Annotated in this window: 13 protein-coding genes; 6 read left to right on the top strand and 7 right to left on the bottom strand. The window is 71.3% G+C overall.

Going from position 1 to position 13,473, the window contains the following annotated elements:
* The first annotated feature begins 375 nt into the window (after positions 1–375).
* Positions 376–1,488: a magnesium and cobalt transport protein CorA gene (locus tag ACFY0T_RS31870; protein WP_388878156.1), complete on the top strand. Its 1,113-nt coding sequence runs from the start codon at positions 376–378 to the stop codon at positions 1,486–1,488.
* Positions 1,489–1,513: 25 nt separating this feature from the next.
* Entirely contained in the window at positions 1,514–2,056 is a 543-nt protein-coding gene (locus ACFY0T_RS31865) for a hypothetical protein (RefSeq protein ID WP_388878153.1), read from the top strand.
* Between the two features lie 19 nt (positions 2,057–2,075).
* Here ACFY0T_RS31865 and ACFY0T_RS31860 read toward each other — a convergent pair whose 3' ends face one another.
* A complete protein-coding gene (locus ACFY0T_RS31860) occupies positions 2,076–2,786 on the bottom strand; it encodes a hypothetical protein (RefSeq protein WP_388878247.1) in 711 nt (236 codons plus the stop codon).
* Positions 2,787–3,058: 272 nt separating this feature from the next.
* Here ACFY0T_RS31860 and ACFY0T_RS31855 point away from each other — a divergent pair, with 272 nt between their 5' ends.
* From ACFY0T_RS31855 to ACFY0T_RS31845, 3 genes are read left to right on the top strand one after another with little or no spacing between them, the layout of a single operon-like run.
* A complete protein-coding gene (locus ACFY0T_RS31855) occupies positions 3,059–4,336 on the top strand; it encodes a magnesium transporter MgtE N-terminal domain-containing protein (RefSeq protein WP_388878149.1) in 1,278 nt (425 codons plus the stop codon).
* Positions 4,326–4,910: a DUF1003 domain-containing protein gene (locus ACFY0T_RS31850; protein ID WP_388878146.1), complete on the top strand. Its 585-nt coding sequence runs from the start codon at positions 4,326–4,328 to the stop codon at positions 4,908–4,910. The genes ACFY0T_RS31855 and ACFY0T_RS31850 overlap by 11 nt, the downstream gene beginning before the upstream one ends.
* A 43-nt stretch (positions 4,911–4,953) precedes the next feature.
* On the top strand, positions 4,954–6,087 hold the full coding sequence (locus tag ACFY0T_RS31845) for an Mrp/NBP35 family ATP-binding protein (protein ID WP_388878143.1): 1,134 nt from the start codon (positions 4,954–4,956) through the stop codon (positions 6,085–6,087).
* A gap of 147 nt (positions 6,088–6,234) precedes the next feature.
* Here ACFY0T_RS31845 and ACFY0T_RS31840 read toward each other — a convergent pair whose 3' ends face one another.
* From ACFY0T_RS31840 to sigE, 5 genes are all read right to left on the bottom strand, one after another.
* Positions 6,235–6,891 carry a hypothetical protein gene (locus tag ACFY0T_RS31840; RefSeq protein ID WP_388878140.1) on the bottom strand — a complete coding sequence of 219 codons (657 nt, stop codon included), beginning with the start codon at positions 6,889–6,891 and terminating at the stop codon, positions 6,235–6,237.
* A gap of 239 nt (positions 6,892–7,130) precedes the next feature.
* A complete protein-coding gene (locus ACFY0T_RS31835; RefSeq protein WP_388878138.1) occupies positions 7,131–7,574 on the bottom strand; it encodes a sec-independent translocase in 444 nt (147 codons plus the stop codon).
* A 210-nt stretch (positions 7,575–7,784) separates the two neighbouring features.
* Positions 7,785–9,782 (bottom strand): trypsin-like peptidase domain-containing protein, encoded by a 1,998-nt coding sequence (locus ACFY0T_RS31830; protein WP_388878244.1) that lies wholly within the window; start codon positions 9,780–9,782, stop codon positions 7,785–7,787.
* A 546-nt stretch (positions 9,783–10,328) separates the two neighbouring features.
* On the bottom strand, positions 10,329–11,303 hold the full coding sequence (locus ACFY0T_RS31825; RefSeq protein WP_388878135.1) for an anti-sigma factor family protein: 975 nt from the start codon (positions 11,301–11,303) through the stop codon (positions 10,329–10,331).
* The gene (gene sigE / locus ACFY0T_RS31820) at positions 11,300–11,998 is read right to left on the bottom strand and encodes an RNA polymerase sigma factor SigE (protein ID WP_388878241.1); all 699 of its coding nucleotides are present in this window, start codon (positions 11,996–11,998) and stop codon (positions 11,300–11,302) included. The genes ACFY0T_RS31825 and sigE overlap by 4 nt, the downstream gene beginning before the upstream one ends.
* Before the next feature lie 227 nt (positions 11,999–12,225).
* Here sigE and ACFY0T_RS31815 point away from each other — a divergent pair, with 227 nt between their 5' ends.
* Positions 12,226–12,924, top strand: a complete 699-nt coding sequence (locus tag ACFY0T_RS31815; RefSeq protein WP_388878238.1) for an O-methyltransferase — start codon at positions 12,226–12,228, stop codon at positions 12,922–12,924.
* A gap of 119 nt (positions 12,925–13,043) precedes the next feature.
* Here the strand turns inward: ACFY0T_RS31815 and ACFY0T_RS31810 are convergent, their stop codons facing one another.
* Entirely contained in the window at positions 13,044–13,211 is a 168-nt protein-coding gene (locus tag ACFY0T_RS31810) for a DUF3117 domain-containing protein (RefSeq protein WP_003966491.1), read from the bottom strand.
* Positions 13,212–13,473 lie beyond the last annotated feature (262 nt).

Here is a 13,473-nt window from a genome sequence, read left to right as displayed (position 1 = left end):
GGGGATGGATCGTCCCTCACGGGGGACCGACCGGAGGAGGTGGGGCTGCAATGGACCGAAGTCGACCGTGCAGTACCACCCGCTCTTCCGGTCGCTGAGTTCCGTAGCTGGTTCTGCTGGATCCGCTGGTTTCCCAGCTCTGCCTGCTGCTGCCTCCCGCAAACGTGTGCATACGTGTCAGCGTTGTCCGGTGCACCACGGAAGAGCGCTTCGTTTCCGCCTGATCTGTCTGATCTGAATCAGTAGCGAAGCTGCCACCGCGACGGTGCGGTGCTCCCCGCTTTGTGGACGTGCCAAACATCCGCAGTCAGGACGTCCCCATTCCGGGTAGTTTCAACCGTCGCCGGCGGCCTCCGTTGCGAAAAGGAGCCTGCCATGTCGATGATCCGTGACCTGCGTGCCGCGGTCCGCCCCCGTCCCACGCTGCGCAAGGACAGTGGCTCGTACGACACCACCCGTGCCCCCGGAACCCCGTCCGCCGTGGTCGACTGCGCCGTCTACCGCGACGGCGCCCGCGTCGAGAGCCGCGAGCCCCTCACGCCGCACGAGGCGATGCGCCAGGTGCACCGCGACGGCGGCTTCGTGTGGATCGGTCTGCACGAGCCGACGGAGGCCGAATTCGCCGGTATCGCCCGCGAGTTCGGGCTGCACCCGCTGGCCGTCGAGGACGCCGTGCAGGCCCACCAGCGCCCCAAGCTGGAGCGCTACGACGACTCCCTCTTCACCGTCTTCAAGACCATCCACTACGTGGAGCACGACCAGCTGACGTCCACCAGCGAGATCGTGGAGACCGGCGAGGTCATGTGCTTCACCGGACGGGACTTCTTCATCACCGTCCGGCACGGCGGGCAGGGCTCGCTGCGGGCGCTGCGGCACCGCCTCCAGGACGACCCCGAGCTGCTCGCCAAGGGCCCCTCGGCCGTGCTGCACGCGATCGCCGACCACGTCGTCGACGGCTACATCGCGGTCGCGGACGCCGTGCAGGACGACATCGACGAGGTCGAGACCGAGGTGTTCTCGCCGGGCCGCAAGGGCACGCCGCGCGGTACGGACGCCGGACAGATCTACCAACTCAAGCGCGAGGTACTGGAGTTCAAGCGGGCGGTGTCGCCGCTGCTGCGCCCCATGCAGCTGCTGAGCGAGCGGCCGATGCGGCTGATCGACCCCGACATCCAGAAGTACTTCCGGGACGTCGCCGACCACCTCGCCCGGGTGCAGGAGCAGGTCCTCGGCTTCGACGAGCTGCTCAACTCGATCCTCCAGGCCAACCTCGCCCAGGCCTCCGTCGCGCAGAACGAGGACATGCGCAAGATCACGTCGTGGGCCGCGATCATCGCCGTCCCGACGATGGTCTGTGGCGTCTACGGCATGAACTTCGAGCACATGCCCGAGCTGCACTGGCGGTACGGCTACCCGGTGGTCATGGGCATCACCGTCGGCCTCTGCCTCTCGATCCACCGCATCCTGAAGCGCAACGGCTGGCTGTAGGAGTGGGCTGGATAGTCTTGGCCCCATGACGGAAGAGCTGCTCGACCAGGCCCTCGTCGAGGAGGCCACCAAGAAGTCCGGGCTGATCTGGGTACGGGGCAGCGGCGCGCCGATGCTCCAGGCCAAGGGCCACGAGGTGCCCTCCCGCGCCCTGTGGCACGTGTGGCACGACGGCGCGGCCTGTCTGGTCGGCGACGGGCCCGGCGAGCAGCCGCTGCCGGGGCTCGTCGACGGAGGCGACGCCGTCGTCACCGTACGCAGCAAGGACAAGGGTGGGCGCCTCGTGTCCTGGGCCGCGAAGGTCGTGGAGCTGACCCCCGGTTCCCAGGAGTGGGAGGCGGCGGTCGCCGAGCTCAAGGGCAAGCGCCTGAACGCCCCTGACGGCGAGGCCATGCCCGGACGCTGGGCCCGCGAGTGCCGGGTGCTCCGGCTGGAGCCGTCGGGCGCCACGTCCGAGCTCCCCGACGGCTCGCTCGCCGCGCCGCCACTGCCGACCCCGGCGACGACCCGCCGGCCGATCCCAGCGGCTCTGCCGCGCCTGCTCATGAAGAAGCGCAAGCGCCGCTAGAGCTCCGGCCCGTGAGCCGCTACGACGTGGGCAGCTGCTGCCCGTAGTCCACCGTCTCCTTCTTCGAGGGCTCCTCCAGGGCGAAGTCCTTGCCCCAGTCGGTGAGGCGGAGGGTGCCCGCGTGGCCCGCCCGGACCAGCAGGAGGGGGTACGGGGTTCCCTTCAGGGAGACGTCGAGGGAGCCGCCGGAGCCTTTGTCGCCGGTGATGCGGATGGTGCGGACGCCGTACTGCTCGTGGCGGCCGTCTGTGGCGAGGGTGCCGTGCAGGGTGAGCAGGCCGTCGAGGAGGACGTCCTTGTCGGTGAAGCCGCTGAACCGCTTGTAGGCGGGGTCTCCGGTCGGCACCTTCACGTACATGCCCTCCAGCTTCTTCGCGGCCGCGGTGTCGGCGGAGGTGTTGTCGCTCTTGCCGTCCTCGTGGGTCCAGAACTCCGCGTCGGCCTTGAGGTAGAGGTGCTCGCCGACCCGCAGCAGCCGGAACGTGCCCCCCTTCGAGGTGACGGAGCCGGTGCCGCCGTCGGCCTTGAGGCGCATGTCGAGGGTGTACGTGGTCCCGTTGGTCACGACGGTTCCGGAGAGCCGTACGGTGTCCGCGGCCTCGGCCGCCTTCTTCGTCTTCGCCTGGATGGTGGCGGCGGGCAGCTTGCCCACCCCGTTCGTGCCCGCGTCCGGGTCCTCGCTGCTACTGCATCCCGTCAGCGCTGTCCCCGTCACGGCCAGTGCGCACATCGCGCTCACCAGTGCGGCCCTGTGGGTTCGGACCTGGGGAGTTGCGGTCACAGGTGGGGCTGCCTTTCGTGCGGCGGTCCTTGGCGGCGTACGGCAGCGTACCGGTGCCGTACACGGCCGGCGGAGGCAGTCCGTCCGGAGCGCTCACCAGGGCGTATCCGAGCGGGACGGGCTAGCCTGAAGCCCACCCGAACGGACAGAGTGGGACAGAACGCGCGCATCGAGAGTCGCGTACGAAGAAAAGCCGCCCATGAAGAGAAGGAGGCGCGGGCATGGCCGCGAGCGCCCCCCGGATCTTCGTCTCGCACCTCGCAGCTGTCGCCGTCTTCGACCCGAACGGCGACCAGGTGGGCCGGGTGCGGGACCTGGTCGCCATGCTGCGCGTCCGACGGCGGCCGCCCCGGCTGCTCGGCCTCGTCGTCGAGCTGTCCACGCGGCGGCGCATCTTCCTGCCCATGACCCGGGTGACCGGCATCGAGTCCGGCCAGGTCATCACCACCGGCGTCCTCAACGTACGGCGCTTCGAGCAGCGGCCCACCGAGCGGCTCGTCTTCGGCGAACTGCTGGACCGGCGCGTACGCCTCGTCGACACCGAGGAGGAGGTGACGGTGATCGACGTGTCGATCCAGCAGCTGCCGGCCCGCAGGGAGTGGCAGATCGACCGGGTCTTCGTCCGCAAGGCCCGCAGCGGGGCCTTCCGGCGCACCAAGGGCGAGACGCTGACCGTCGAGTGGTCCGCCGTCACCGGGTTCTCACTGGAGGAGCACGGACAGGGCGCCGAGAGCCTGCTCGCCACCTTCGAGCAGCTGCGCCCGGCCGACCTCGCCAACGTCCTGCACCACCTCTCGCCGAAGCGGCGCGGGGAGGTGGCCGCCGCGCTGGACGACGACCGCCTCGCCGACGTCCTCGAAGAACTCCCCGAGGACGACCAGATCGAGATCCTCGGCAAGCTCAAGGAGGAGCGCGCGGCCGACGTCCTGGAGGCGATGGACCCGGACGACGCGGCCGACCTGCTCGCCGAACTGCCCACCGAGGACGTGGAGCGGCTGCTGCGGCTGATGCGGCCGGACGAGGCGGCCGACGTGCGGCGGCTGATGGCGTACGAGGAGAAGACCGCCGGCGGTCTCATGACCACCGAGCCGATCGTGCTGCGGCCCGACGCGACGGTCGCGGACGCGCTCGCCCGGGTCCGCAACCCCGACCTCTCCCCCGCGCTCGCCGCCCAGGTGTACGTGTGCCGCGCGCCGGACGAGACGCCGACCGGCAAGTACCTCGGCACGGTCCACTTCCAGCGGCTGCTGCGCGACCCGCCGTTCACGCTGGTCGGCGCGCTCGTCGACGACGACCTCCAGCCGCTGGACCCGGAGGCCGCGCTGCCCGTCGTGGCCGGCTTCTTCGCGACGTACGACATGGTCGCGGCGCCCGTCGTGGACGAGAGCGGCTCCCTGCTCGGCGCGGTGACCGTGGACGACGTACTGGACCACATGCTGCCCGAGGACTGGCGCGAGACCGAGTTCCACCTCGCGGAGGAGGAACCTCATGGCACCTGAGCGTGAGACCCGCGAGCGGGTCGCCAGTGGGGCCACCGCGGCCACCCGGCCGCGCACCCGGCTCGACCAGCCGAAGCCGCCGCGGCGCAGGCTGGTGCCCGAGTGGGACCCGGAGGCGTTCGGGCGGCTCTCGGAGCGCATCGCGCGCTTCATCGGCACCGGACGGTTCCTCGTCTGGATGACGGTCGTCATCATCGTGTGGGTGCTGTGGAACTTCTTCGCGCCGCGTGACCTGCGCTTCGACAACTACCCCTTCATCTTCCTGACGCTGGTGCTGTCCCTCCAGGCCTCGTACGCCGCCCCGCTGATCCTGCTCGCGCAGAACCGCCAGGACGACCGCGACCGGGTCAACCTCGAACAGGACCGCAAGCAGAACGAGCGGTCCATCGCGGACACCGAGTACCTCACCCGGGAAATCGCTTCACTGCGCGTGGGCCTCGGCGAGGTCGCCACCCGTGACTGGATTCGCTCCGAACTCGAGGACGTCATCAAGGAGGTGGAGGAGCGGCGGGTCGACGGCCATGTCGTATTCCCGGCAGAACGGTCGCACGGACGTGACGTAGACGACCGGTGACGGGCTTTCCCGGCTCCCGGCCCGTCGCCGTACCATCGTCCTTATGGCTACGGAAGACGCGGTGCGCGAAGCACTGGCGACGGTGAACGACCCCGAGATCCAGCGACCCATCACCGAGCTGGGGATGGTCAAATCGGTGGAGATCGGTGCGGATGGCGCGGTCGCGGTCACCGTGTACCTGACGGTCTCCGGCTGCCCCATGCGCGACACGATCACTCAGCGCGTCACCGACGCGGTCTCCCGCGTCGAGGGCGTGACCCGCGTCGACGTCACGCTCGACGTGATGAGCGACGAGCAGCGCCGTGAGCTGGCGTCCTCGCTGCGCGGCGGCCAGGGCGAGCGCGAGGTCCCGTTCGCCAAGCCGGGCTCGCTCACCCGCGTGTACGCGGTCGCCTCCGGCAAGGGCGGCGTCGGCAAGTCCTCGGTGACGGTGAACCTGGCGGCGGCGATGGCGGCCGACGGCCTGAAGGTCGGCGTCGTGGACGCCGACATCTACGGCCACAGCGTGCCCCGCATGCTGGGTGCGGACGGCCGTCCGACCCAGGTCGAGAACATGATCATGCCGCCGCAGGCGAACGGCGTGAAGGTCATCTCCATCGGCATGTTCACCCCGGGCAACGCACCGGTGGTCTGGCGCGGCCCGATGCTCCACCGCGCCCTCCAGCAGTTCCTGGCGGACGTCTTCTGGGGCGACCTGGACGTGCTGCTCCTGGACCTGCCGCCCGGCACGGGCGACATCGCCATCTCGGTGGCCCAGCTGGTCCCGAACGCGGAGATCCTGGTCGTCACCACCCCGCAGCAGGCGGCCGCCGAGGTCGCCGAGCGGGCCGGCTCCATCGCCGTCCAGACCCACCAGAAGATCGTCGGCGTCGTCGAGAACATGTCCGGCCTGCCCTGCCCGCACTGCGACGAGATGGTCGACGTCTTCGGCACGGGCGGCGGCCAGTCGGTCGCCGACGGCCTGACCCGCACCACCGGCGCGACCGTCCCCGTCCTCGGCTCCATCCCCATCGACGTCCGCCTCCGCGAGGGCGGCGACGAGGGCAAGCCGGTCGTCCTGACGGACCCCGACTCCCCGGCGGGCTCGGCCCTCCGCGCCATCGCCGGCAAACTGGGCGGCCGCCAGCGCGGCCTGTCCGGCATGTCCCTGGGCATCACCCCGAGGAACAAGTTCTAGGGCGTTCAGTGGCGCCCCGTAAGGGGCGCGGGGCTGTGACAGATGCGGCTCCGCCGCGTGGGCGCGACCAGCCCGCAGCCGACTGACCTCGTACGACGAAGGGGGCGCCGTCACCAGACGGCGCCCCCTTCCCCGTAACCCCGCCGGCTAGGCGTACGCTCCGATGTCCTTGATCATGGCGAAGCCCAGACCATACGCACTCATCCCCCGCCCGTACGCCCCCACATGCACACCCTCCTGGGTGGAACCGGCGAGCACCCAGCCGAACTCCGACTCGCGGTAGTGGAACGGCGTCGGGACCCCGTCCACGGGAAGGGACAGCGAGGACCAGTCGGGCCCGTTCAGGTCGTCCGCGAGGACCCACGCGGTCTCGGTCTGCTGGTCCAGCCAGTCGTCCCGCAGGGTGTGGTCCATCTGGCCGGGCCAGGTGAAGGACAGCAGCCCCACACCGGCCAGCCAGGCCGCGGAGGACACCGAGGTGGCCTCCAGGAGGCCCGCACCGTCCGCGCTCCGGCGTACGGGGTTGGCCGCGACGGTGACCACGACCGCGAAGCGTTCCTTGTCCTCGGTGGCATCAGCGCGCACCGTGGGCTCGTCGCCGTGCCCGATCGAACCGTGCTCGACGGCACCGTCCGCCGAGGTACCCACCTGCATCAGCCAGCGCGGCCCCGTGAAGGCCTCGTCGAGGCCGTACCACGGGAAGGGCGCCAGCAGGTAGCCGTCGACCGTACGCCGGGCGGAGGGGACCTGTTGTCCGCCCTCCGCGGCCGGCGCCTGCGCGCCTACCCGACTTGTCGTCTCCATCTGCCCGGACGCCTCCTCGCTCTCGTCGGACCGGGCGGCCCGCCCCCCTCGGGCGTCCTTATCGGTCCGCACAACAACTGGGCAGCATAGCCACACCGCTCCGAGCAGCAGGTAAACCGACCGGCGCGTGGGACGCGAACGCGCCGGATTCCGGCCGCGAGGCGTAGGTCTGATGTGCGGGTACGCCGACGGCCGTGCGGATCAGGTGATGTCCGACACGGCCGAGTGGTGCGTACGACTCAGGTGGCGTCCGCGTCGTAGGGCGGGCGCTCGTCCGGGTCGAGCTTCTCCCGCTTCTTCGTCATGTCGACGGAGCCGCCGGTCGAACCGGCGGAGGCAGACGACGACGAGGTGTCGGAGTCGCGGCCGTGGACCGCGTCCGTGACCTCGGCCATCTCCTTCTTCAGGTCGAAGCCGTTGCGGATCTCCTTCAGCCCCAGTTCGTCGTTGTCCAGCTGCTTGCGGATGAACGTCTTGGGGTTGAGGTCCTCGAACTCGAAGTCCTTGAACTCCGGGCCGAGTTCCTCGCGGATGTCCGCCTTGGCGCTCTCCGAGAACTCGCGGATCTTGCGGATGGTGCGCGTGACGTCCTGGATCATCTTCGGGAGCTTCTCCGGGCCGAAGACGAGCACGGCGAGGACAACGAGCGTCACCAGCTCGAGCGGTCCTATGTCATTGAACACCTGAAGCTCCTTGCGATGTCCTCGGTCCTCGGCCCTCGGTGGGTCTTCCGTGGTCCGGGCCTGGTCCACGGTACCCGTCGATCCTGTCCGTCCGGAACTGTCCCGGGCCTTCCGGGTTCATGTACACGCCGGGTTTTCCGCGTTGTTTGCCGTCCGGAGCTGGGACGCGGCGGTCAGCTGTGAACTTCATGTCAGTGTCTGTGGCCGGGTTCATTGGCCGTCGGCGGAGCCGAGCACCAGCGTGACCTTCTTCTCCGTTCCGCCCCGCCGGAGGGTCAGCTGGAGCCGGTCACCGGGGCGGTGGGCGCGGGTCTTCACGATGAGTTCCTCGCCGGAGTGCACGCGCTGGCCGTCGACCTCGGTGATGACATCGCCCGCCTTGATGCCCGCCTCGGCGCCGGGGCCGCCCGCGGTGACGGGCGGGCCGCCGCCGTTGCCCTTCGTGCCGACGCGGGCGCCGTCGCCGCTGTAGTCCATGTCGAGGGTGACACCGATCACCGGGTGGGTGGCCTTGCCGGTGTTGATGAGCTCCTCGGCCACGCGCTTGCCCTGGTTGATCGGGATGGCGAAGCCGAGCCCGATGGAACCGGCCTGACCGCTCTCCAGGTCCGAGCCGCTGTCGGCGGAGCGGATGGCGCTGTTGATGCCGATGACGCGGGCCTTGGAGTCGAGCAGGGGCCCGCCGGAGTTGCCCGGGTTGATCGGGGCGTCGGTCTGCAACGCGTCCACGTAGGAGACGTCGCTCCCGTCGCCCTTCTCACCGCCCGCCGTGATGGGCCGCTCCTTGGCGCTGATGATGCCGGAGGTGACGGTGTTGGCGAGGTCGAAGGGCGCGCCGATGGCGACGACGGGGTCGCCCACCTGGACGTTGTCGGAGTTGCCCAGCGGTATGGGATCGAGCCCGCTCACGCCGGAGACCTTGACGACAGCGAGGTCGTACCCGCTGTCGTGCCCGACGACCTCGGCCTTGGCGGTCTCGCCGCCGCTGAACGTCACGGATATCTCGCCGCCGCTGCCGGCCGGTTCGATCACGTGGTTGTTGGTGAGGATGTGGCCCTGGCTGTCGAGCACGAAGCCGGTGCCGGTGCCCTCCTCCTCGGACCCGCGCACATGCAGGGTGACGACGCTGGGCAGGGCGTGGGCGGCGATCCCGGCCACGCTGTCCGGAGCCCGCCCCGGCGCCTCCTTCGCCGCCTGCGGCAGCTCGACGTCCCCCATCCCCCCGTTCCGCTCCAGATACGCCCCTACGGCGCCGCCCACGCCCCCGGAGACCAGCGCGAGCACCACGGCCCCGAGCACCAGCACCTTCTTCGCCCGCTTGCGCCGCTGCCTCACGGTCGCCACGGCGGCGCCGTTCTGCTGGAGTGGGCCCGGGGCGGCCCAGGGGTCGTAGTTCTGCCAGGGGGCAGGCGCGGTGCCGTGCGGGATGCCTGTGTACGGGGCCGGGGACGCGCCGGGTGCAGGGGCGGAGGGCGCGGGGGCGGAGGGCGCGGGACCGCCGTTCCGGGCCGGGGGCAGCTGGGTGCCGTGCGCGGCCGAGGGCAGCTGGGTGCCGTGCGCCGCCGGGGGCAGCTGGGTGCCCGGCGCGGCCGGGGGCACGGCGTCGACGGGCGTGCCCAGGGGCAGACGGGTGCCGGGCGCGGCCGGCGGCAGCTCGGTGCCGTGCGCGGCCAGGGGCAGCTGGATGCCGGGCGCGGCCGGGGCCACGGCGTCGACGGGCGTGCCCAGGGCCGATGCTCCCGCCGGGACATGCGTCCCCTGCGCGGGCGTGGCCGCCGGGTGCTGAACCGGCGGGGCGGGCGCCCAGGGCCCGGGCTGACCGTAGGGCGGGGTGCCGTAGGGGTCGGGCTCGTGCAAGGGCTGGGGGCGGCCCGAGGGGGCACCGGGGAGCGCGCTCGTGTCGCCCTGGGTGAGCTGTGCGGTGGCTTCCGGGACCTGTCCGGAGGCTTCGCCGACCTGCGTAGGGGATTCCGCTACCTGCACGGAGGCTTCCCCGACCTGCACGGGCACTCCCGCAACCCGCGCGGACGCTCCCCCGACCTGCGCAGGGGATTCCGCGACCCGTGCGGAGGCTCCCCCGACCTGCTCAGCGACTTCCGCGACCCGCGCGGACGCTCCCCCGACCTGCGCAGGGGATTCCGCGACCCGTGCGGAGGCTCCCCCGACCTGCTCAGCGACTTCCGCGACCCGCGCGGAAGCCGGCGGCACAGTCGCCTCCCCCGTGCCGCCCGAGGCCGGGACGCGGTCCGCCCGAGCCAGGTCGCCGCCCGAGGCCGGGACGCGGTCCGCCGGAGCCAGGTCGCCGCCCGAGGCCGGAACACGGTCCGCCGGAGCCGGGTCGCCGGCCGACGCGCTACCCCGCCGCACCGGCGCGGGCCGCTCCAGTTCGAAGTCGCCGTCGCTGCCGGTTCCGGAGCCGCCCGTGGCAGGGCGCGCCGCCGGTCGGTCCAGCGTGAAGTCGCCCTCGGTGTCGCCCGCACGGCCAGGTGTACGGACGTCGGCGGCGCCCTGAGGCCCGTCGGTGCCCTCGGACGAGCCCGCCCTGGCATCCCCCGGAGGGACCGGCGGCCGGGGCCGGCTCCACCACTTCGCCTTCGTGGGCTTCCCCTCGTTCATGCTCTCCCCACACCTGGCCCGCGGCACAACTCGCCGACGGTCACCGCAGATTGCCGACTCCGCGCCCGGGATCCCTCCTGCGGACGCGGCCCACCCTGGATTCAACCAGGTTCACGGGCCGCCGCGCAGAGGGCGGGGTCAGCGGGCCGTACGGGAGGTGGGGGACGGTGAGGAGGAGGGGGACGGGGTGGCCGCGGGGGCGGCGAGCAGACCCGGAGTCGTGATGTCCGGCGCCGCGGACCAGGAGGTCAGCGCGAGCGGCTGGGCGTCGGTGAGCGGACGTATGAGCGGGGACATCGCGGCGGCACCGGCGACCACCGGCGTCGTCAGCCTGTGCATGGATTCCTGGCCGCGGCCTGCCGGAACGGGGCCTCCAGGCAGCAGCGGCGCGGACGCCTCGGTCGACACCACGGGACCGTCGCCGAGCGCCCGGCGGCCCTGCGCGAGCATGGGCGCGTCGGACCGGCGACGCTGCGACTCGGGCGCCGTCGAGGCCCCGGTGCCCTGCGAACGCGTCGGCGTCACATTGCTTCCGGACCCGGAACCGCCGCGCGCGTCCGCGGTGTCACCGGGCGTACCGGTCGACACCCCGCCGAGCGCGACCGCGGCCAGCGACACCGCTCCGGCGGCGGCGAACGCGAACCGCAGCCCGCGTGAGGCCGAGCGATCGACCTCGTGTCGGCTAACGTCATGGATGCGGAAGCCGCGCCCCGAGGAGGGGGGCAGCACATCGGCGTGCGGTCCGGCGGGGACGTACCCGAAAGGCTCGCCCCTCACCCCGAAGATTCCGGCGACGCCGGAGGTCCGCTCGGCGCCCGGGAATCGTCCGCCGAACGCTCCCCCGCCCAGCGGCGAGCCACCGCCGTCGGAGTCACCTCCCCCGGGAAGCCCCTGGAGACGGGCCAGGAAGCTCTCGGAGGGTGGCGGAGGGGCCACTTCCGCGAATACGTTCTTCAGTCGGCGCTGGGCGTCCGCCTCGGCCTTGCACTTCGCACAGGTGGCGAGGTGGGCCAGGACGCGCTCGCGCGACTCATGACCGAGCTCTCCGTCCACCAGGGCGGAGAGTCGGTCGCCGAGGTGCTGCTCAGCGGGGCTAGGACGGGATCCACTCACGCGGTCGCGCCCCCTCCCCCCAGTACGGGCACACGGGCCACGAACGAGCGGCGCTCGGCGCGGGCCTCGGGAGACCGGTGGGCCAGGGCCTTGCGCAGCTGGGAGCGGCCGCGGTGGATCCGGGAGCGGACCGTGCCGAGCTTGACGCCCAGGGTCGCGGCGATCTCCTCGTACGACAGGCCCTCGATGTCGCAGAGGACGACGGCGGCGCGGAACTCGGGCGCGAGGGTGTCCAGCGCCTGCTGGACGTCCGCGTCGAAGTGCGCGTCGTTGAAGACCTGCTGCGGGGACGGCTCGCGGCTGGGCAGGCGCTCGGCCGCGTCGTCGCCGAGGGCGTCGAAGCGGATGCGCTGCTTGCGGCGGACCATGTCCAGGAAGAGGTTCGTGGTGATGCGGTGCAGCCAGCCCTCGAAGGTGCCGGGTGTGTAGGTCGACAGCGAGCGGAAGACGCGAACGAAGACTTCCTGGGTGAGGTCCTCGGCGTCGTGCTGGTTGCCCGTCAGGCGGTAGGCGAGGCGGTAGACCCGTCCGCTGTGCGTGCTGACGATCTCCTCCCAGGTGGGCGGAGTCCACGCCTGCGACTCCGCGTCGGTGGTGAACGTCGCGGTCTGCGCGGGGGCAGCAGCGTGGAACTTGTCAGCGATGTCGGTCACGGATTTCGGCTCACCCGCCGATCTGAGCAGGCGCCGCAGCACCCCTCCTCGATCCACAGGCGCAGCCGCACCTCCCCTGTCGGCTCTGGTGGTGTCCAGTGGAGCCCCTACCATAGCCACCTCGCCCGTTAGCTCCGGATAAGCGGTTTTACGAGAAATTGATACGCGCTCATATGGCTGCGTCAGCACTTGCTCGCCGCCCTGCTCTGCGTCCCGATCCATCGGCTTCCCCCCGCTCTGTTTCCCCACCCCTCTAAACGCCCGGTCCCATCTGCGGGTTCCCGGCACCAACGGATACAGTCACGCCCAGGCAATCACGGGGACAGGAGAGGGTCATTACCGGCAACCGGCAGACGAGCTGGGCGTTCGCCGACGCCTTTGTCGCCGAGGACGAAGCACTGCGCTGGGCCCGTGACCGGGCCCGGGAGGCAGGGCTGCGCTCGGTGTCGCCCGGCACGGGCGCCGCGCTGCGGTTGCTCGCCGCCACCGTCGACGCGAAGGCGGTGGCGGAGATCGGGACCGGGACCGGCGTCTCCGGAATTCATCTGCTGCACGGCATGAGGCCGGACGGGGTACTGACCACCGTGGATCCGGAGCCGGAGCGCCAGCAGTTCGCCCGCCAGGCCTTCCGCGCGGCCGGCTTCGCGAGCAATCGCGCCCGCTTCATCCCCGGTCGCGCGCTGGATGTCCTGCCCCGTCTCGCGGACGCCGGATACGACCTCGTCTTCTGCGACGGCGACCGTCTGGAGTGCCTGGACTACCTCGCTGAATCGTTGCGGCTGCTGCGACCGGGCGGGCTCGTCGTCTTCGAGGGCGTCTTCGCGGACGGCCGCACGGTGGACTCGGGACCGCAGCCCGCGGAGGTCGGCCGGCTGCGCGAACTGCTGCGCGCGGTGCGCGAGAGCCAGGACCTGGTGCCCTCGCTGCTGCCGGTGGGCGATGGCCTACTGTGCGCGGTCAAGCGCTGAGCCCAGCCGCTGGCTGCCCTCCGACCAGGCATTACGTCAATCCCGTACCCCTGAAAAACAGCTTCCCCGGCACCTAATACGGTGCCGGGGAAACTGAAGAGGTATGGTCGCGTTCCGCGTCAGCCGACGACCTTCTTGAGGGCGTCGCCGAGTGCGTCGGCCTCGTCAGGGGTCAGCTCGACGACGAGCCGACCGCCGCCTTCGAGCGGAACGCGCATGACGATGCCCCGCCCCTCCTTGGTCACCTCGAGCGGGCCATCGCCCGTCCGCGGCTTCATGGCCGCCATGCTCGTTCCCCTTCCTGAAACCAGCTCATCGTCGCCGACGGCCCCTTGGAGGGCACGCACGTCCTCTCATAGGACACGCGTCACCGGCATCGAACACATTGCTTCCAGGCCATTATCCCGCATCGCGGGACCCGATGACCAACATCAGTCGGCATCGCTTGCGCAACGCGCTTGAGCAAAACCACTCAATTCGGCGATGTGACTGCGATACTTCGCCGCCGCATGGTCTTCCCCCGCGTGGAATTCTTTGACGCAGGTCACA

It is taken from the genome of Streptomyces sp. NPDC001530, from assembly GCF_042894545.1.
GTDB lineage: Bacteria > Actinomycetota > Actinomycetes > Streptomycetales > Streptomycetaceae > Streptomyces.
The sequence above is the reverse complement of the archived record's forward strand: the minus strand, read 5'-3'. Positions and strand labels throughout refer to the sequence as shown.